The following is a 20,096-nucleotide window of genomic DNA, read 5'->3' on the forward strand; positions in this document are numbered from 1 at the left end:
CTAACTCCTCATATCATGTCCGCCTAATTAGTTATAATTCCCGCATCTGTGCAAAAAGCGCAAAAGCCTCTTTCCCCCTGCTCCCTGCCCCCTGCCCCCTGCGTTCTAAATGATAAGTCTTTAACCGGACACGATATCACTCCTTCTGCGGCCAGCGCCAGTTATAGCGATTCCATTCGTAGATTCCTTGAATTTCATACTCAGAGCCGTTGAAGAAGCGGACGACGCAGTTAGTAGAGGTATCATCGTGTAGGTGTAGCCCGTCGTAGACATCGCTAATTTCCTCGACTTTAATCACCATACAGGGAAACCATTCGCGCTTACAAGGCCCATCTTCTTGCACCCATTCCCATAGTGCATTGGAAACTTCAATGCGATCGCCTACTCTTAACTTTAGTGCATCCTCAAAATAAGAATACTTATCAAAATGATATGACTCAACCCGATTCAGCCACTGTAAACCATAACGTTGGCGAATGAATTGTACTGTTCCAGAGTCGTTTTCCAGCAACCAGTCATTGAGTAATTGCACTTTCCAAGTGCGGTTACGTTGTTCTTCATCCTTAACAAACTGTAAAAATGCTTCTAACTCCTCTGGGGTAAGTTCGTCTAAGGGATTAGCAATATTTGACATCCCAAAGGTAGAATTTCCCTGAATTTGCTCGACCACTTGCAGTAATATCTGTTTCTGCGTGTCAGTGAGAGGACAGCTTGCTACATCACAACGATTAAAGGCTGCAAGCATAGCTGTTTCAATCTCATCTGGAGTCATAAGTTAATAGCAATTAAGGGTTTATTTCCCTAATTATTACAAATGTTAAATAAAAGTCTCTAATTACCCTGTAGTTAAATTCAGGTAAGCTGAGGTTATAAGTTACATATTGTTTGTTAAATTAAGTCACGGGGTCTTTTATGCAGTTGCGTTCACTCACGGTCGTTTTTATTTCCTGTCTCATCACCTTTCTATCGTGGGTGATTACTCCCCCAGCTGTAGCCCTGACACAGATTAAACTATTTGATGTCTCTTATAAAGATTGTCCACCAGAACTAGCACAAGGGGCTGTTATCAGTAGTGGTAGCGCCGCTGCCAATTGTTTTCTTGTCATTGGCAAAGCAGAAAATGGCACTAATAAGACAGTCTACGACGCAGATATTTTTGGACGCATCTATGATGCCAATAATGACTCGGTGATGCAAAACCGGACTCGCTTAGGTTCTATTACCGAGGTGCCACCAGGCATTAGCGATTTTGAATTGAGGATTTCTGTACCTGCGAATCAGCCTACTCCGTTGAAGCTAAAGCAATTTAAGGCTGCCGGGTTTAGTGGTCAAGTGCGTAGGTAATAAGTTTTAACTTTTACGGCTAAAAGTCTCGCACTTTATCGAAATATTCGGTATTGGGATGAATAGCGGATAAATAGGAATAGTACCTTGACAGAATGTAGCGTGTAGCGGTGCTGCTTTCTTTCATAGTAAAATCCCACTTTAGCAGTATTTCTCTAATGAAGAGATCGCTGTGGGGTACTTGACCTTGCATAAGTCTGAGCTGGTTAGCCCAGACCTAAATGAACATGGAATAAAATGCAAGTTCTGTGTTATCAGACGGCTTGCAAACCACCACCTACTATTTGAAGCAGTATAATCGCTAACATTGGCGAAAAATCAATGCCGCCCAATGGGGGAATAATTCTGCGAAATAGATTCAGATAGGGGTCAGTTATCTGGCTCAAAGCAGCAAATGGTTGGTCATACCAGTTAATCGTCGGGAACCACGTCAACAGCACGCGAATCAGCAGCAGAAAAGTATAAATCTGCGTAAAAGTAGCCAGAGTGTTAATCAGTAACTCTAGAGGATTCATGGATAGTTTGGTTTCCTACTAAGTGTCAAACGCGGTCTTATCTTTTAATTTTAATTTAGTCCATGTCATGGTGTTTGCGGATTCCACATTTACCATATTTGACACTTTCACCACGCCTGAACAAACCTCAGGAGTCTTTAGTGAGGGTGCGTTCATTGCTTGCTTGGGGTGAACCGCCATTAACATTTCCTAGTTGCTTTCGCACTTCGTCAATTGTGGCATTTAGCTGGGCAATTTTATCTTCTAGCGATCGCCTAGCCGTTTCTATGCCAATGCTCTCACTTTCTGAGGCTTTCATCTGACGACGCTTTGCCGCTATTTTCTTCGCTTCGAGTTGGCTATCTGTTAGTTCTGCCTCCTCCTCCGTTAGCAATTCTGGATCGCGTCGAGAAGCAATCAGTGCGCCGATAACACCGCCAAATACGCCACCGACAACCGCCCCTGCTAAAAAACCACTGCCAAAACCATCTCGTTGACTCATATCTTTACCGCCTTCAACAAACCTTGCAACTTTTACAGTAGTTATGCTATTTTCCTGCCCTAGCTGCATACTAGCTTAAGTCCCAAAGATGCGATCGCCTGCATCTCCCAATCCCGGTACAATATACCCCTTGCTGTTCAGTTTTTCGTCAATAGTCGCGGTGTAAATTATTAAACCGGGATAAGCTTCACTCAGTTTTTGCAAAGCTGGTGGAGCCGCTACTACACAAATAATCCGCGTCAAGGCTGGATCAGCACCCCGTTGTGTCAATTCGGCCATTGCTGCCATGATTGATCCCCCGGTTGCCAACATTGGATCGGTAATCAACACTCGTGTTTGGGGGTCAAATTTTTCTGGTAACTTGTTCAGATAACAATGAGGTTGCAGTGTCTCTTCATCTCGCGCCAAGCCAAGGTGGTAAATCGATGCTAAAGGTAATAAAGTCTGCGCTCCCTCAAGTAATCCTAGTCCAGCCCGCAGAATCGGCACTACTGCCATAGGCACTTGCGGATCAATCACCGTTGCTGGACAAGTATCCAAGGGACTCTGCACCGCTGTTTCTTGGGTCGGCAACCAGTCTCGCGCAGCTTCATAAGTCAGCCATCTTCCCAACTCAGTCATTGCACTGCGAAATAGGACTGAAGGTGTGCCTGCATCACGGGCAACTGCCAGCCAGTGTTTGATCAGGGGATGGGGTGGAACATAAACGCGCAATTGTAGCGTCATAGCCAGAAATAGGGGCTTTTTTATTGTATAAGAACTGAAACACCATAATACTCTTTCCTGCATCCGGCTGACAGCTAAAAATTAACACTCTCATTTTTATTGATAAAAATTTTCATTAATAGTTGACATTAATTGTCAATCAAGGTTATATTGTTATACAGTGTTCTCCTCTCTTTTAAGGATCGGCAGACGGGATTAGCCAGCAGCAGCAGGCTCGTCCCTCTTTTTTGTCATTGGGTATTGGAAAATAAACAAAAGACTAATGACAAAAGGCAAAAATGCAAGATATTGATGCGATCGTGATTGGGTCTGGGATTGGCGGATTAGTAACAGCAACTCAGCTAGCAGCGAAGGGAGCGAAAGTGCTGGTACTGGAACGTTATTTGATTCCAGGTGGTAGCGCTGGTTATTTTGAACGCCAAGGCTATCGATTTGATGTTGGCGCATCGATGATTTTTGGGTTGGGACAAAACGGTACTACCAACTTACTCACCCGTGCATTATCAGCTGTAAATGTCAGCCAAGAAGCGATCGCAGATCCGGTGCAGATTCACTATCATCTACCCCAAGGTTTAGACCTGAAGGTTAACCGGGTTTATGAAAAATTTTTGCAAAATCTTACTGCTCATTTTCCCCATGAAGAACAGGGGATTCGTCGCTTTTATGACGAATGCCAAAAAGTATTCAAGTGCCTCAACAGCATGGATTTGCTGTCGCTGGAAGAACCTCGGTATCTACTGCGGGTATTTTTCCAGCATCCTTTAGCATGTCTCGGTTTAGCTAAGTATCTGCCCCAAAATGCTGGCGACGTGGCGCGACGCTACATCAAAGACCCGCAATTATTGAAATTTATCGATATGGAATGTTATTGCTGGTCGGTGGTTCCATCGGACATGACACCAATGATTAATGCTGGGATGGTCTTTTCTGACAGGCATTATGGCGGAGTTAATTATCCCAAAGGCGGAGTGGGACAAATTGCCCAAAAACTGGTGGAAGGTCTAGAGAAGGCTGGAGGTAAGATTCAGTACCAAGCTAGAGTCACGAAAATTCTCACAGAACAGGGAAAAGCGGTAGGTGTGCAACTGGCTAATGGTAAAGTATATCGGGGTAAACGCATAGTTTCTAATGCTACACGCTGGGATACATTTGAACAATTATTACCAGCAGAAGCAATGCCACATAATGAGAAAAAGTGGCAACAAAATTATCAAAAATCTCCAAGCTTCTTGAGTTTACACATCGGGGTAAAGGAGTCAGTTTTACCTGCGGGGACAGAGTGTCACCATATTTTGCTGGAAGATTGGGAAAGGATGACAGCAGCAGAAGGCACAGTTTTTGTTTCGATTCCCACATTGCTTGACCCAGATTTAGCACCAAGTGGATATCACATCATTCATGCCTTCACGCCTCACTTGATTGAGGATTGGCAAAAGCTTTCTCCGAGTGAGTACGAAGCGAAGAAAGAAGAGGCGGCTTGGCGAATTATTGACCGACTAGAGAAGATTTTTCCAGGCTTAGATGCCGGATTGGATTATTTGGAGGTAGGCACACCGCGCACCCACCGCCGCTTTTTGGGTCGTCAGGATGGCACATATGGGCCAATTCCCCGGCGCAAGTTGCGGGGGTTATTAAGTATGCCCTTTAATCGCACAGCTATTCCAGGACTTTATTGTGTAGGCGATAGTACTTTTCCTGGTCAAGGGTTGAATGCAGTGGCTTTTTCTGGATTTGCTTGTGCTCACCGTATTGCCGTAGATTTAGGATTTTAACTTACATCAATCAAGGTAATTACAGGAACAGCCTCCGTAAAAAGCCTAGTAAGCGGATAGCAAAATCTATGTTTACCTGAGTTTTACGTGCAGTGTCAATTTCTTGTAAGATTTTTTGCATCTCAGCTAAATTTTTTTGATTAATTCCGACGATACTAACATTTATAATGGCTGCTGTTACCCTATTGAGAGTAAGTTGGCATTCTGTAAGCGCCAACTCCAACTTGTTTACTTCCTCCCAGTTTCTTTTTTGTTGCGCGTTTAAAAGTTCAAATTGAAGCTGAGACAGAATATCTCGTAATTTTTCTTCTGTATTATTGAATTGTTCTAAGTTGATTTGATTACCAGAGATTGCTTGAAACTGAGAAATTATTTCTGCAAAATCATCTAAAATTTTATCGTTTGCCATGATTTATATATTCAGTTAAATTGTGAAAATTTTTCATGGCTAGTTGCGCTCTAAAATTTATTGGCATAATTGAGAGTTAGATGGTTGCATATGTCTGTTTCTAAGAGATATTTCTTTCATAAATTCTTTCAACACTTGATCTTGGTTAACTTCTTTTTCAAGAGTGTTAATCTTGGTGAATGTTGAACTGTAGTCGTTATCAGTAAAACTGCTAGCTACGCCAACAATCTGAGTAACTCTAGCAGCAATAACTTCAAAGTTAAGATTAGGGTAGTCATCAATAAGTTCTGAGAGTTGTCTTCCAGTGTCAGCTGCTACCAAAAGTTTAGAGATAGATTCATTTAAACTTTATTGTTCAGAAAAATTAACTTTTCGCCACTCATCTATCTGTTTAGCAACTTGGCGCTTAATTTCTTCTGCTTCTGATTGTGAGGATATACTTAAATTTCTATACTGTTCACCGAGACGCTTTAATTCAAAGCTGATGAGTACTCGTTGTGGATCACTTGGTCTTGGTGGACTTTCCTGAATTCTTTTGGCTAAAAGTAGCATTTTTACTGTTAAACATCGTGCTGGCTGGGCAGTTTTAGCAACTATCCTTGCACTTTCATAATCAATTGTTTCAAGCTTGTTAAATACCTCTGTTGCTGTGTCATATTCTGCTTTCAAGTCATCGAGTACCTGATCAACATCTGATGACTGGATATTTTGCTGACTTTCTCCTGTAATAATTCTATTTACTTCTCTAGGAATTCCAAATTTAATACTGGGATCATTTAGTAATCTTTCAATCACTAAATTATCATCTCTAGGTAAATCATCAAGTTGATAGATTTTCTTCACCGATGTAATAGCATCAGCCGCGCGATCGCGAAAATTCTCGGCAGTTACTCGCAGCATTGCTCTTTTTTGAGGCGTACAACCGCTGATGCTGAAACTGATAGTACAGGCTACTATACAAAATTTCCATAAGCTGAATTTCTGGATATGGAAAACTCTCATAGACATAGATAAAGAACACATTTGGAAATGTAGCTGGTTTTTACTCAGTTTTTACCTAGTTTTTTAAGTTTGTTCCTGTTTGGCTCCAATGTCAAAGCTGCTGCGATCGCTAATTGGCATTTTGCTCGCGATCGCAATCATCTGGACTTCACCACAAATTAAATAATTATGATTTTATTTGCGGCTCTAGTAGCTTTTTCCCTAGCCTCTTGGACATTCACACCCTTCGCTAAAGCTACGCCCATTCGCCGATATGGATGAGCATTAGGTTTACCAAATAATCTAATATCTACATCTTTTTCTGACAAAGCATCAGCTACACCACCAAAAGCAATAGAATCAGATTTTTCTGAAGCTAAAATTACTGCACTGGCTGATGCTCCTAGCTGTTCTATATGAGGAATTGGCAAGCCTAAAATAGCTCTTAAATGTAGTTCAAATTCATTGAGATTTTGTGAGATTAATGTTACCATTCCCGTATCGTGAGGTCTGGGAGAAAGTTCAGAAAAAATCACTTCATCTTTAGTAATGAAAAACTCAACGCCAAAAATTCCGGCTCCTCCTAATGCATCAGTAACTTTTATGGCTATTTCTTGAGCTTTTAATATTTTGTCTTCAGAAATTAGTGCAGGTTGCCACGATTCTTGATAATCGCCTCTTTCTTGGCGATGACCAATAGGAGAACAAAAAATTGTCGGTGCATTCCATTGTTTAATTGTCAGTAAAGTTATCTCAATTTCAAAGTTAATAAATTCTTCTACGATGACCTTTTGACTGTCTCCTCTAGAATTAGCGATCGCATAATTCCAAGCCTTCTCAACTTCACCCTTATCCTGCACTACAGACTGACCTTTACCAGAAGATGACATCACAGGTTTAACAACATTACCAAACCCAATTTCATCAGAAACTGCAATTAATTCTTCTAGAGTTGTTGCATAACCATATTTAGCCGTTCTGATGCCTAATTGTTGATGTGCCAGTTCCCGAATTCTGTCGCGGTTCATTGTATAGTTAGTAGCAGCCGCAGTCGGTATAACTGTAATTCCTCGCTGTTCAAATTCGAGCAGTTTTTCTGTTCTAATTGCTTCGATTTCTGGTATGATAATATCTGGCTGGTGTTTTGTCACTACAGCTTCTAAATCATCAGCACTGAGCATAGAAATAACTTCATAAGCATCAGCAACTTGCATCGCCGGAGCATTCGCATAGCGGTCAACTGCAACCACATAATTACCAAGACGTTGAGCCGCGATCGCAAATTCTTTGCCTAGTTCTCCTGAACCCAGCAACATCAATTTTTGGGGCAACTTAATACTCATTAACTTATCCAGGTCAATCTCAATTTAATAATTTTATAATTTTGTGTGTTTTAATTACCATCTTCTTAAGAATTAAATCTAGCTCCGCGTAGTTGTAAATCTTGACGTTGCAGATGATTTAAACCAGTACCTATGCCAAGATGACAGTTATTTACTAAAGTCTCTAACCAAATAGTCTCGTTCAGAGTTGTACCTCGTAAATCTGCATTTCTCAAGTCGGCTTTCGTAAAATTTGCAAATAATAGGTCTGCATTGACTAAACTGCTACCTTGTAAATTTGCTCCTGATAAGTTTCCTCGGATGAAATTTACGCCATCTAAAATTAAACCAGATAAATCTGCTCCTATAAGATTAGGAAATTTTAGCTGACTTGGATATTTAAAAAATCGCATCATACAAATGATATTTGCTTCATTTAGTCGTATCTTGGTTAAAAAGTCATAACGAGCTATACCCAATTGTTTAAGAATTTGCAGACGCTGTGGAGGACTTTGTTCTAAAAACTGAATGGCTGTGTGGCGTAGGTCGTGAGTACGGTGATTTAACATGATTTTATGATTGTAGTGATACTTAAAAAGATTAAAAATTGAACAGATGATGTCAGTAAATAATAGATAAGATAGCAGTCCTAAATCATTAATGAAAAACAATAACCCCGATTTTTCAAAGTAATCGGGGTTCTAAATTTAGAGATAACTACTTACCTAACGTCCTGCCAATAATGCTTTCGTCGCAGACTCACCTGCTAATCTCACCTGCCTTGTTAACTGGAAGTTTAACAACGCTAGAACACTCAACTCAGCAAGGAGTGCCATAAAAATTGTTGTCGTCCCAGCGTATTCTATAGCTGCCCAAGGAAAAGTTGAGAATAACCAGACAGTAGGATGTTTCCACGACGAGATACCAATAAATTCTAGAATCATCGGTGGTAGGAAGCTTACTGTACCTAAAGTCCCAATTGCCCAAAAAGAACGCTTAGGAGTTTTCAGCAAAAGTATCAATTGGGCGATGGTAGCGTAAATCATCATTAAGCTAATAGACAAAGCTATAGCTAAAATTACTTTCAACCTGTAAATATCATTTTGGCCATCGTTTGCATCAAAAACAGATGTAAATGAAATCCAAACTAGCCAGGGGATAGTAGCAATTGTAAGATTAATTGCGATCGCCACAAGTGCAGGACTTTTTTCAGCCACAATTAGATCCTGCCAAACACTCTTGTGGCTAGAAACTTCCTGATGTCGATATCTTGCCCAATCTTGTACATCTTGACGATGAGGCGAAAGAACAGCAATTAAACTTAAAATCAACACCAAGTTGTACAGTGCCAGCAAAATGTAATTTTCTCCAACCTGTTCAACCCATCTATGATTATTTTTACCAAGTTGTAGAGCAAATCCCCAGAGCATCAACTGGCAAAATGCTACTAGTAAATAACTTTGCTTTTTGCTGATTATTGAGGCTTGAGGATTACGGAAGCAACGTTTGAGAGCTTGCAAAATTCCGTAACTGCACAATCCCAAGTTCAATAGATAGAAGCCAACAACACTAACAATATTTTTTCCTAATGGTAAATAGAAAAACTCCAAGTTTTTCATGGGAGAACCATTGGAGACATGTAACAAGTTAGGAAAAAGATAATTTACTGTATCCCAAGGAGCGAAAGTTCTTAACCAAGCAGTTGAATTATTTAAACCGTTGTTATAAGACGATGCCATCAATATCGTTGTGAACAAGAAAAGCAATACTGCACCACTACCTAACCAAGGCTGAAAACCGCTGAACAAACGACTAACTAAGCCAAAGAGTAATGCAGCACTGTAGAATAAAATACAGCTAGCAGCAAGAATTGCGTAGTAACTCAAAATGTAACTAAAGGTAATTTTGGCAGAACGCCCAGCCCACAAATGTAAAGGAATTGCTGCTAAGATAACGAGATAAATTAAAATCGGGACTCCTAGCAACTTGCCAGCCAATATACTTGTTTCTGATTGGGGACTGAGACGGATGAAATTCAGCGTACCGCGAGTTTCTTCTTTGGCTAAGTCGTTGATTAATAAATAAGTCCCTGCAACTAATAGTGTAAATACAAAAATTACACTAAACGATAGGAATATATATTCCCAATGGTCTCGCCACCACGACTGCCAATCAATTTCATTTTGTGGGCAAAAATTATTTGAGATTAAATCATTGAAATCATTAATTTTAGATGGAGATGATTGTTGGTAAATCTCTTTTTGCCGCCATTGATATACTTTACGCAAACGACAGTATTCGCCAGTAAGAGAGTATTCATCACTAGGAAAATCGCGGAACTGATATAAAAAAACTACCAGTTGCAGTAATAAGGATGTTGCAACTGCGATCGCTACATTAAAAAATTTCAGCCGTCCTTTGAGTTCCCGCAATAGTTGCGGATTCCAATCGCCAATTTTGTCTATTAAATTGAGCGTCATAGCAAAAAATTCTCCAAAAATGGGGAGTGATATTTATTGACGAATTAAGATGCTTGCTTGTGACCTAATTTTAAGAAAATAGTTTCTAAGTCTTCTTGTGTGCAGTGAAAATCAGTCAGGGGAATCCCTGCTTTAATGAGCGATCGCAACAACTCAGCACTATCTTCATCTTTGCCCGAAAAATTCACCCTTATACTGTTTTTTCCTGATATCACCTCCCACTCTTCTACTAAATGATGATGTTTCAATTCCCTTAATAGTGCTTCTAGGTTCCCCAGAGTTGATATCACAATTTGCTGGTGGGAAAGACGTTGATAAAGTTGCTTTAGGGAAGTACTTTCTACTAAAAAGCCAAGTTCCATAATTCCCACAGAAGTGCACAGTTCCGCTAAATCACTAAGAACATGGGAAGAAATAATTACAGTCATCCCAGCTTCTTGCAAAGCCTTGATAATTTCACGGAAGTGCATCCTGGCAATGGGGTCAAGTCCAGAAACAGGCTCATCTAGTAGTAGTAAAATCGGTTCGTGGATAATGGTTCGCGCTAAACTTAAGCGCTGTTTCATCCCCCGCGACAGAGTAGAAATCTGGCTATTACGTTTATTTCCAAGTTGGATTAATTCTAAAACTTCATGCAGGCGTTGAGTGCGGCGTGGTTCTCGCAAACGATACAGACGTGCAAAATAATCTAGGTAGTCCCAGACTGTCAAATCTTCATACAATGGGTAGTCATCAGGTAAGTAGCCTAGACGACGCTTAAGTTTGGGATTACTCTTGTCACGGAGTAGGCGATCGCCATTAATATAAATCTCACCCGTAGTTGGTTCCTCAGCAGTTGCCAACATTCGGATAAGAGTTGTTTTACCCGCGCCATTCGGCCCAATCAGTCCGTATACTTCTCCCGCCTGGATTTCTAAATCAACATCATTGACAGCAACATGTCGGTCAAATTGCTTAGTTAGTCCACGGGTGCAAATTGCTAATTCTTTTACCATCGCTGCTGGGGTGCGGCTTGTGATTAACACTTAACGTAACCTTTTTCTACAACTTATGTCAGGCTGGTTTCGGAAATTGAAACTGACTTTATCTAAAGCTGCTTTGAGTCATGGGCATTATTTACACCACTTCATCAAAGCTTTAAATAATACCAAATATTAAGTTTTGCTACGGGGAATACTAAAGCTAGAAATCTCTAGGTCTTCTTAGTTAATCAGGTAAAAGCTGTATGGATTTTGAATCGATTATGAATATGCCTGCTATTGGGCAAGCTATTGCCTATGCTATTGAAGATGGTAGGCAATGGGGACTATCTTTTGCCAACAATTTTTATTGGGTAGGTAATAGAGATAATATTGCAAACCTGATGATATTAGAGTCAACTGCTTGGTCGGTAGGCAACGGCATTTTCAGTGGATTTATAGGACTAGCCGGAATACCCACTGACATTACGATCACTCTGTATTCCAGTTTAAGATTAGCATCAGCTCTTTTTGCCCTTTATGGCATTGATACAAGAAGCGAATCTGCACGAGTATTAGTTTTAGCTGCTGCGACTGGAGTGAGTGTATCTGAACTGGCTAATCAATTAGGAACTAAAGTAGGATCACAAGCTATTCAAAAAGCTTTGATGTCCATTCCTGGGAAAACTTTTGCTGAGATAAACAAAGCTTTAGGAATTAAGCTAATTTCCAAAGCAGGCGAGACAACTTTAGTCAACGTAGCAACAATGATGCCTTTTATCGGGTCTGCAATCAGTGGTACCGTAAACGGGGTAATGATGAATGCTTGCGGACATGCAGTGATTGCCTTTATAAGGGTTTGGAATAGGTCATAATTTAGCAAAAGTAGGTAAGGCATACGCCCTACCTACTTATTAATTCTTATTGTGCTATTTAGGAAACTTTGCAAATAAAACCTTGACTTTTTGCTCTAATATCAAGTTATTTCTGATAGTGGTGGGATGGCGTTATTAATGCCATTACCAGATGAACCGTTAACTGTATAACGGTATTCGGGAATTGGATATCCAGCTTCGCTAAAGGTTTCACGGATAGCTTTATTAGTGTCGAAATAAACCTGCCAGTAATGGTCATTATTGCAATAAGGACGTACTGCTAGTACAGGCCCTGCAAAGTTGAAATCCTGAATTTCTACATCCGGTGCTGGATTTTGAAGGACATTAGGAATTTGGCTAATTTTCGCTTTCAAAAGTGCGATCGCTTCGTTATGTCTCACATCATGATGGAGTTGAGCTACCAAATCAACCCGACGGTAAGGATTGGCAGAATAATTCTGGATATTGTCAGCAAAGATTTTATTATTGGCAACAATAGTCAATACGTTATCAGGTGTATTAATACTAGTTGTGAACAGCCCAAGTTCTGTAACAGTACCTGTAACACCTGCTGTCGTAATGAAATCACCAACTTTGAATGGTCGAAAAACGATTAAAAATGCTCCGGCTGCAAAGTTTGCTAGTAGTCCCCCCCATGCTGCACCAATTGCAATGCCGGCTCCTGCTAGCAATGCAGCAAAGGAAGTTGTTTCAACCCCAAAGAAGCCGAGAATTGCCACAACTAGAACAATTCTCAACGTAACGCCAATGATATTCAGAAGATAGTTAATCAGTGTCGGATCAACCTGTTGGCTTCGGAAAGCACGTCGGGCTAGCTTCAATCCAAAATCAATCAAGCGTTGAGCAATCAGCCACAGAGCGATCGCACCTAAAACTTTCAGCCCAAACTGAGTTAAAAGTTGACTAGCAACTACGCTAATTTGTCTGAAATCCATAATTTTTTTGTTTGTGAATTATTAAACACAATAAACATACAATAAATTAAATAAAAATCTCCTATGGATACTTTTTTTTAATTTTTGGTGTGCTACGCAGTAAAAAGCAAAGTGTTATCGAAGAATGTCTGGAAATTTTTGGACGAATATAAATAGTTTCTGGTGGGGTAGGCATCTTACCTGCCCTAAAAGTACAAGGGGCATCATATAAATAAATTAAAAACTCCAACGGTACATTTTGCTAGGTATGATATTTGATCTGTAAGCATTTACCTAGTAATAATCAGCTATGACCCAGAACTACCGCATTACTCTACTCCCCGGCGATGGCATTGGCCCTGAAATTATGGCAGTGGCGGTAGATGTGCTGAAAGTCGTAGGGAAGCAATTTGATCTGAAGTTTGAATTCCAAGAAGCCCTCATCGGTGGTGCAGCAATTGATGCCACGGGCGAACCCTTACCATCTGCCACTCTAGAGACTTGCCGTAACAGTGATGCTGTATTACTCGCCGCTATTGGTGGCTATAAGTGGGATTCTCTGCCATCCAATTTACGCCCAGAAGCAGGTTTGTTAGGATTACGTGCAGGTTTAGGATTATTTGCCAATTTGCGCCCAGCGAAAATTTTGCCCCAGTTAATTGATGCTTCGACTTTGAAGCGCGAAGTTGTCGAAGGCGTGGATATTATGGTGGTGCGCGAACTCACTGGTGGGATTTACTTCGGTAAACCCAAAGGGATTTTTGCCACAGAAACTGGTGAGAAACGCGGTGTAAATACAATGGTTTACACGGAATCAGAAATTGAGCGCATTGGGCGGGTGGCCTTTGAGGCGGCTAGAAAACGCGGTGGGAAACTCTGTTCGGTAGATAAGGCGAATGTATTAGAAGTATCGCAGTTGTGGCGCGATCGCATCACCCAACTTAGTACGGAATATCCAGATATTGAACTCTCTCATTTATATGTAGATAATGCAGCTATGCAGTTGGTACGCGCTCCTAAGCAGTTCGACACCATCGTTACAGGCAACTTGTTTGGCGATATTCTCTCTGATGCTGCCGCCATGCTCACAGGTAGCATTGGGATGTTACCCTCAGCTAGTTTGGGCGCTTCTGGGCCTGGTGTGTTTGAACCAGTCCACGGTTCCGCCCCAGATATTGCCGGACTTGATAAGGCAAATCCTCTAGCGCAGGTTTTGAGTGCGGCGATGATGTTGCGTTACGGTTTAGATCAACCAAAAGCGGCAGATCACATCGAACAAGCCGTATTGCAAGTTTTAGAACAAGGCGATCGCACCGGGGATATAATTTCTCCAGGAAAAAACCTTTTAGGTTGCCGCACTATGGGCGAGGCACTGATTTTAGCTCTTGAAAAAAATAATTAAATAATGCAACTTGGGCAATTTGGCAACCTTTGCTATAAGTTTCGGGTAGACTAAAGGGAAATCTAGCAATCAAATAACAGTCGATAGTGTACGCATTACGACAAGGTCAAGCAAATTTTACTGCCCCAAAGATCCAATCGCCTTTGATTGATCCCGCCCTAATCAGAGCCGCTGGGCAGATATACTATACTCACTGTGAAGTACATCCCGAAATAGCTGGGCAATCTTCCGGTGTAGCAATTAATCGTGTGACTCATCGAGGTAAGGTTATTTTTACTAACCAACCAGTTCTTTTACCTCAAGAATGTTTTGTGCCGTTGAGTCAAATAGAATCGCACATGTATTAGTCATTAGTCATTGGTCATTGGTCATTAGTTCTCGACAAAGGACAAAAGATAAACGACAAATGACACAGAACAAATGACAAAGGACAAATGACTGTATGGACATTTTGTTCGCCATCCCGGCGAGTGTAATGGTCTTTGCTTTAGGTGCATCTATTGGCAGTTTTATCAACGTTATTGTTTATCGGCTACCTGCTGGGTTGTCAATTCTTTGGCCGCCCTCTCGTTGTCCCCACTGCTTAAACCAGCTAAAAGCTTACGACAATGTACCAGTATTTGGTTGGATTTCCTTAAGAGGGCGGTGTCGATATTGCAAAAGCAAAATTTCTGTCCGTTATCCTGTGGTAGAAGGGGTAACGGGCATAATTTTTTTACTAGTTTTTTTGGTATTTCAAGTTTCGACTTTAACAATAGGCTATTGGGCTTTTTGTAGTTGGTTATTGGCGCTATCGCTTATCGACCTAGATACAATGACCCTACCCAATCCACTTACTCAGTCGGGTTTAGTGGTGGGGATTTTATTTCAAATGGTGGTTGGTTTTTTACCAGAGGCTAGTTCCGTGGCATTGGTAAATCACCTGATGATGGCGATAGTTGGCGCAGTATTGGGTTTATGGCTGTTTGATGCGATCGCCCTATTGGGTTCAATTGCCTTTGGTAAAGCTGCAATGGGTGCGGGTGATGCCAAGTTAGCAGCCATGATGGGAGCCTGGCTAGGGTGGAAATATTTGCTCTTGGCTAGTTTTATTGCTTGTTTCCTGGGAGCGTTAGTTGGCAGCAGTCTCATTATGGGTAGACGCAAAACCACCAGTCAAAAGACATGGCTACCAAGGTTAGGACAAAAGATGCCTTTTGGCCCTTTTCTGGCTTTAGGATCTGTGATTACTCTGTTTAGCGGCGAAGCCATTTTGTCTAGCTACCTGCGGTTATTTTTTCCAGCGTCTTGAACTGAGGACAGAAAAAGGGGATGGGGTAAAGGTTACAGAGCACAGATTATTCTCTGTTACCTCTTCTCTAACCAAAATGTGATTTCATAAGAAATATTTATAATTCGTGACTGTAACCAACATTACCCCATCTACCCTTCATATTTTGATAATATTCAGCTTGTGACTTGTATTACCCTCTTAACGACGATTAACCGTTGGCAAGCACAACTAGTGCAACAGATGCTGATTGCTCATAACCTAGCAATACGAATAATTGATTTGGGTAGGAGGGGGAAAGCATCTTATTTGGAGGTTGGTATTCTCATGGCTTTGTCAGTACGTCCATATAATTAAGTCTGCTGAAAAAAGTAGCAAGAGACTTGTATTGGCATAAGTATTTTCGTTAAGCTGGCAACCAAAGATGAAAATTAAGGTCTGAATTGCTTAAAAGCGTAGTTTGACGATGTAGCCTTTTTTCATTAATAAAGACAAATGGCAAAAGGCTAAAGACAACCCGATACGGCTTGAAATGTTTTCGACCTCATACCCACTTAAAATAAAATAAAAAATGGCTAACAACGAAGAATCACGCGGTTTAAAGTCTCTATTTGATTGGTTTGCCAATCGACGGAAATCAGGATCTACCAGCCTCGAACGCCAAGAACGTGAAATTGCTGATGGACTATGGCATAAATGTTCTAAGTGTAGCGTATTGGCATATACAAAAGACCTGAAAGCCAATCAGATGGTTTGTGCTGAATGTGGTCATCACAATCGGGTAGACAGCGATGAGCGCATCCGTCAATTGATAGATCATAATACTTGGAAACCGCTAGACGAGCATTTGCGTCCAACCGATCCGTTGGAATTTCGCGATCGCAAACTCTACAGCGATCGCTTGCGGGAAATGCAAGAGAAAATTGGCTTAATAGACGCAGTTAAAACTGGTTTAGGTCAAATTAATGGTTTGCCCATTGCCCTTGGGGTTATGGACTTCCGCTTCATGGGTGGTAGCATGGGTTCGGTCGTGGGAGAAAGACTCACCCGCATGATTGAGCAAGCCACTCAACGGCGGTATCCTGTAGTTATTGTCTGCACCTCCGGGGGCGCGAGAATGCAAGAAGGAATGCTCTCCCTGATGCAGATGGCGAAAATCTCCGCAGCCCTACAGCGCCATAAAGACGCTCGACTATTATATATTCCGGTTTTGACCAATCCCACAACAGGCGGCGTTACCGCTAGCTTTGCAATGTTGGGCGATATCATTTTGGCAGAACCCAAGGCAACCATTGGTTTTGCCGGTCGGCGAGTGATTGAGCAAACCCTGCGGGAAAAACTACCTGATGATTTTCAGACTGCTGAAGATTTGCTCCTGCACGGTTTTGTTGATGATATCGTACCCCGTACCCAATTAAAGAACACCCTAACCCAGCTGATAGCCCTACACCAGCCTGTACTAACAACACCTCATATGGTGTTGTGGGAAACAATGTCCTTGACTTCTACCGCCGCAGAATAGAGCAGGGGAGAAGGGGAAGCAGGGAAAGCAGGGGAAGAAAATACTACCTCATCTCCCTATCCCCTTTATGCTCTCCCTGGCTCTTTAACAAAAAGCAGTGGGACAAGTGCTGTTAGTCGAAATAGACTAGAGAGGGCAAATAACCCCAGCAAGCCTCCAAACTGAGCAAATTGAACTATAAAGCTTCCTATAGTTATGCCTAAAGCACCACTCGCTCCAGCAACGGCAGCTGCGATCGCAAAATAGATAGACTGATTTTTAATTGGTGCGATCGCTAATTGTATATTGTTGTTACACAAGTCAATCGCCGCCCAAGTACCTCCAATCAAGATGTGTAACAGCGGTAACCATAACCAGATGTCAAGGCGATTAACACCAATCCCCAGCCACAGCAGTGGTGTGGCTGCAACCAAAATTCCAATACAGATGAGGATGGGGCGATTGCCTATCTTGTCTGCTAATTTTCCCCACAGTATGAGCATTAGCAAAGTCGCCCCCGCCTGAAGGCTGTTGTAGATAGTTACGTAGCTCACATCCAAATCCAGTGTGTCGAGCATATAGAGGTTAAAAAAAGGACTGCTGAGGTTAACAGCAAGCGTCCAGAAACTTAAATACAGCAGAAATCTCAAAAAATTAGAGTTTTTCCAAATACTGCTTTCTAATTGGTTTTGTGGAGTAGGCACACTACAAGATTCATCTTTTGCAACCTCTGATTGAATCTCATTTGTTTGAGTTAACTTGCCATAATAAGTGTTTTGCGATCGCGGATTCACATCCACCTGAAAATATTGACACCCCAATCCCACAATCCCAAACACTATACCTACCAGCAGAACCACCCCATAACCTTGGAGACTTCCACCATACCAATGTGATACAACTAGGCCAGCCATTGGTACGCAAACCAAATTGGTAAGGCTAGCAGCACTATTGCGTATACCAAAATACCTGCCTCGCAATCGCCGGGGAACTATCATTGCTACCCAACTTAGCCACGATGCCGCTCCTAGTCCTCCCAAAAGACTGCTAAATAGAACAATCAAGAGTGTCAATATAACTAACTGGTGATTATTAAGTGCTCCCCAGCTTACGCCTACAATACCAATTACTAGAACCAGCCATAGCAGCCGACCAATTCCATGTGTCCGAAGAGAATATTGAAAGCGGCTGGTACTACGTTCAGATAAGTAAGCACCCAACGGCTGAATAAGATTGACCAACATCGGGATAGAGCACAGCATCCCAAATACCACTGGACTAGCACCCAATTCCACCAAGAAATTGCTGAGTAAAATTCCGCCAGTTCCAAGGGAGTAAATCGCTGCTAAGACAGAATCCGCAGTGGAGGCTTTTAAACTAGTGCGAATAGTATCCTTGGGAATTCGAGAGTTTGGAGAGATTGCTGTTGGTGGTAAGGCAATCTGGGGAAATTCCAGAGTCAGTGGCGCAGTTGTTTCAACCTGAACAGAATCCATAATCTATGTTTATGGGTAAAGTACCCTGGGATAAACCCGGTTGTAGAGAAAGTCAGTATGCTTTAATTAGCATTGCTGATAATTTTTCGTTATTTTAGCTTGCAATTCTCAACAAAAATTTCAATTAAGTAAAATTTCACTCCTTAGCAACAGAAGGTATAAGTAAGAAGAAAGAAACTATTATCTGTCTGTGATTAAGAAAAGATTATTTAATTTTTTGGGATTGGTGATGGCGATCGCGATCGCTATTATTGCTTGTCAAAGCCTACAATTACCAAGCAAACCGTTAGCATTTACCGCAGTCACCATCAAGCTCAGTGGATGGGGAGGCTCTCCTGTTGAGCAAAAACTTTTGAGGCAGGTACTGCAAGACTTTGAAGCACAACATCCAACTATTAAGGTCAAATATGAGGTAATTTCTGACCAATACATGGATGTAATCAAAACTCGTTTAGTTGGGGAAGCTGCGCCCGATGTCTTTTATCTGGATGCCCTAGAAGCTCCTTTCTTGATGAGTCAAAATGTCCTGGAACCGTTAGAAAGTTATATCACCCCCGAATTTGACCTAGCGGACTTCGAGCATACCCTACTTGACAGTTTCAAATACCAGAACCAGATTTATGGTCTTCCCAAAGACTATTCCACCCTTGCTCTGTTTTATAACAAAAAAGCCTTCGCCGCCGCAGGGTTGAGTAATCCGCCGGCTACTTGGGATGAACTACGTAACTACTCCAAGCAATTGACAGGCAAACTTAATAGATACGGCTTTGGAGAAATTACCGAATTAGCGCGTCAGGCTTATAAAATTAAAGCCTTTGGTGGGCAACTCGTTGATCAAAATGGTTATGCTACCTTTGCCAGTGAGGCAGGATTACAGGGTTTAGAGTTGGTGGTAGACCAGTATCAAAAAGACCGCTCCTCAGCCCAAAAATCTGATGTAGGGACAAACTCAGGTAGTGAAATGTTTGGTCAGAGTAAAGTGGCAATGGTAATTGAAGGTAACTGGGCAATTCCCTACTTAACTGAAACCTTTCCCCAAGTAGAGTTTGCTACCGCACCAGTGCCTACTATTAATGGCAAAAAAGGCACGATGGTCTTTACTGTTGCCTACGTGATGAACAAGCAAGCACAGCACAAAGCCGAAGCTTGGGAGTTAATTTCCTATCTCACAGGTAAAGAAGGAATGCAGAAGTGGACAGGAACAGGGTTTGCTTTGCCAACCCGGAAATCAGTGGCAAAGAATTTGGGTTACGACCAAGATCCATTGCGATCGCCATTAGTGGCGGGAGTGGATTATGCTACACCGTGGCAGGTAGGTCAGTATCCAGCTGCGATCGTGAATAACTTTGAGAATCAATTTGTCAGTGCCTTGTTGGGACAACAACCATTAAAGCAGGCGATGGTGCGGGCAGAAAATGAAGCTAATCAGCAAATTAGAGCGATGAAGTAAGTAAGCAATTTTTCTTAGCTTAATAGATTTAATCAAATGAACAGTAAAAGATAGATATTAGCAAAACTTTTGCCATAGCCCAAAATATTCTCAAAAAAAAATAACCCCATAATTTAGACTGAGGTTAAATAATTTCAGTCATTATAAATTAACTAAAAAAACTAAGCCCTAACTACTT

The 20,096-nt window shown here is 41.5% G+C and carries 22 protein-coding genes; 9 read left to right on the forward strand and 13 right to left on the reverse strand.

Features of this window, described 5'->3' with window-relative positions; genetic code table 11:
• Positions 1-136: 136 nt before the first annotated feature.
• Positions 137-772: a hypothetical protein gene (locus F8R90_RS24465; RefSeq protein WP_196512849.1), complete on the reverse strand. Its 636-nt coding sequence runs from the start codon at positions 770-772 to the stop codon at positions 137-139.
• A gap of 140 nt (positions 773-912) precedes the next feature.
• Here F8R90_RS24465 and F8R90_RS24470 point away from each other — a divergent pair, with 140 nt between their 5' ends.
• A complete protein-coding gene (locus tag F8R90_RS24470) occupies positions 913-1,344 on the forward strand; it encodes a biotin carboxylase (RefSeq protein ID WP_190890980.1) in 432 nt (143 codons plus the stop codon).
• Positions 1,345-1,598: 254 nt separating this feature from the next.
• On the opposite strand, the gene F8R90_RS24475 is transcribed toward F8R90_RS24470, so the two are convergent.
• The 3 genes from F8R90_RS24475 to upp all read right to left on the reverse strand — a co-directional run bounded on the left by F8R90_RS24475 (position 1,599) and on the right by upp (position 3,066).
• A complete protein-coding gene (locus F8R90_RS24475) occupies positions 1,599-1,859 on the reverse strand; it encodes a YggT family protein (RefSeq protein WP_190890983.1) in 261 nt (86 codons plus the stop codon).
• 127 nt (positions 1,860-1,986) lie between these two features.
• Positions 1,987-2,340, reverse strand: coding sequence for a hypothetical protein (locus tag F8R90_RS24480; protein WP_190891464.1), 354 nt, complete (start codon positions 2,338-2,340; stop codon positions 1,987-1,989).
• Positions 2,341-2,415: 75 nt separating this feature from the next.
• Complete coding sequence (upp, locus tag F8R90_RS24485) at positions 2,416-3,066, reverse strand: uracil phosphoribosyltransferase (protein WP_190890985.1); 651 nt, start codon at positions 3,064-3,066, stop codon at positions 2,416-2,418.
• A 278-nt stretch (positions 3,067-3,344) separates the two neighbouring features.
• On the opposite strand from upp, the gene crtH reads away from it, so the two are divergent.
• Complete coding sequence (gene crtH / locus F8R90_RS24490) at positions 3,345-4,838, forward strand: carotenoid isomerase (RefSeq protein ID WP_196512850.1); 1,494 nt, start codon at positions 3,345-3,347, stop codon at positions 4,836-4,838.
• 19 nt (positions 4,839-4,857) lie between these two features.
• Here the strand turns inward: crtH and F8R90_RS24495 are convergent, their stop codons facing one another.
• The 7 genes from F8R90_RS24495 to F8R90_RS24520 form a co-directional block, all read right to left on the reverse strand.
• A complete protein-coding gene (locus tag F8R90_RS24495) occupies positions 4,858-5,247 on the reverse strand; it encodes a hypothetical protein (RefSeq protein ID WP_230966777.1) in 390 nt (129 codons plus the stop codon).
• A 57-nt stretch (positions 5,248-5,304) separates the two neighbouring features.
• Positions 5,305-5,568 carry a hypothetical protein gene (locus F8R90_RS33120; protein ID WP_230966779.1) on the reverse strand — a complete coding sequence of 88 codons (264 nt, stop codon included), beginning with the start codon at positions 5,566-5,568 and terminating at the stop codon, positions 5,305-5,307.
• A gap of 27 nt (positions 5,569-5,595) precedes the next feature.
• Positions 5,596-6,147 carry a hypothetical protein gene (locus F8R90_RS24500; protein ID WP_230966781.1) on the reverse strand — a complete coding sequence of 184 codons (552 nt, stop codon included), beginning with the start codon at positions 6,145-6,147 and terminating at the stop codon, positions 5,596-5,598.
• A 260-nt stretch (positions 6,148-6,407) separates the two neighbouring features.
• A complete protein-coding gene (gene purT / locus F8R90_RS24505) occupies positions 6,408-7,571 on the reverse strand; it encodes a formate-dependent phosphoribosylglycinamide formyltransferase (protein ID WP_196512851.1) in 1,164 nt (387 codons plus the stop codon).
• Between the two features lie 65 nt (positions 7,572-7,636).
• Positions 7,637-8,119, reverse strand: a complete 483-nt coding sequence (locus F8R90_RS24510; RefSeq protein ID WP_196512852.1) for a pentapeptide repeat-containing protein — start codon at positions 8,117-8,119, stop codon at positions 7,637-7,639.
• 156 nt (positions 8,120-8,275) lie between these two features.
• Positions 8,276-10,030 carry an ABC transporter permease subunit gene (locus F8R90_RS24515; RefSeq protein ID WP_196512853.1) on the reverse strand — a complete coding sequence of 585 codons (1,755 nt, stop codon included), beginning with the start codon at positions 10,028-10,030 and terminating at the stop codon, positions 8,276-8,278.
• 44 nt (positions 10,031-10,074) lie between these two features.
• Positions 10,075-11,025: an ABC transporter ATP-binding protein gene (locus F8R90_RS24520; RefSeq protein ID WP_196512883.1), complete on the reverse strand. Its 951-nt coding sequence runs from the start codon at positions 11,023-11,025 to the stop codon at positions 10,075-10,077.
• 230 nt (positions 11,026-11,255) lie between these two features.
• Here F8R90_RS24520 and F8R90_RS24525 point away from each other — a divergent pair, with 230 nt between their 5' ends.
• Entirely contained in the window at positions 11,256-11,864 is a 609-nt protein-coding gene (locus F8R90_RS24525) for a hypothetical protein (protein ID WP_196512854.1), read from the forward strand.
• A gap of 101 nt (positions 11,865-11,965) precedes the next feature.
• On the opposite strand, the gene F8R90_RS24530 is transcribed toward F8R90_RS24525, so the two are convergent.
• On the reverse strand, positions 11,966-12,820 hold the full coding sequence (locus F8R90_RS24530) for a mechanosensitive ion channel family protein (protein ID WP_196512855.1): 855 nt from the start codon (positions 12,818-12,820) through the stop codon (positions 11,966-11,968).
• A 289-nt stretch (positions 12,821-13,109) separates the two neighbouring features.
• Between F8R90_RS24530 and leuB the strand changes: the two genes are divergently transcribed.
• The 5 genes from leuB to accD all read left to right on the forward strand — a co-directional run bounded on the left by leuB (position 13,110) and on the right by accD (position 16,993).
• Positions 13,110-14,201 (forward strand): 3-isopropylmalate dehydrogenase, encoded by a 1,092-nt coding sequence (leuB, locus tag F8R90_RS24535; protein WP_196512856.1) that lies wholly within the window; start codon positions 13,110-13,112, stop codon positions 14,199-14,201.
• An 86-nt stretch (positions 14,202-14,287) separates the two neighbouring features.
• Positions 14,288-14,548 carry a hypothetical protein gene (locus F8R90_RS24540; protein ID WP_190891010.1) on the forward strand — a complete coding sequence of 87 codons (261 nt, stop codon included), beginning with the start codon at positions 14,288-14,290 and terminating at the stop codon, positions 14,546-14,548.
• 95 nt (positions 14,549-14,643) lie between these two features.
• Positions 14,644-15,492, forward strand: coding sequence for a prepilin peptidase (locus F8R90_RS24545; protein WP_196512857.1), 849 nt, complete (start codon positions 14,644-14,646; stop codon positions 15,490-15,492).
• Between the two features lie 162 nt (positions 15,493-15,654).
• The gene (locus F8R90_RS24550) at positions 15,655-15,828 is read left to right on the forward strand and encodes a hypothetical protein (RefSeq protein WP_190891015.1); all 174 of its coding nucleotides are present in this window, start codon (positions 15,655-15,657) and stop codon (positions 15,826-15,828) included.
• Positions 15,829-16,042: 214 nt separating this feature from the next.
• Positions 16,043-16,993, forward strand: coding sequence for an acetyl-CoA carboxylase, carboxyltransferase subunit beta (accD, locus tag F8R90_RS24555; RefSeq protein ID WP_190891018.1), 951 nt, complete (start codon positions 16,043-16,045; stop codon positions 16,991-16,993).
• Positions 16,994-17,058: 65 nt separating this feature from the next.
• On the opposite strand, the gene F8R90_RS24560 is transcribed toward accD, so the two are convergent.
• Positions 17,059-18,468: an MFS transporter gene (locus F8R90_RS24560; RefSeq protein WP_196512858.1), complete on the reverse strand. Its 1,410-nt coding sequence runs from the start codon at positions 18,466-18,468 to the stop codon at positions 17,059-17,061.
• A gap of 229 nt (positions 18,469-18,697) precedes the next feature.
• Here F8R90_RS24560 and F8R90_RS24565 point away from each other — a divergent pair, with 229 nt between their 5' ends.
• Positions 18,698-19,918, forward strand: coding sequence for an ABC transporter substrate-binding protein (locus tag F8R90_RS24565; protein ID WP_196512884.1), 1,221 nt, complete (start codon positions 18,698-18,700; stop codon positions 19,916-19,918).
• Positions 19,919-20,096 lie beyond the last annotated feature (178 nt).

It is taken from the genome of Nostoc sp. NZL (assembly GCF_015714705.1).
Classification (GTDB): Bacteria; Cyanobacteriota; Cyanobacteriia; order Cyanobacteriales; family Nostocaceae; genus Nostoc; species Nostoc foliaceum_A.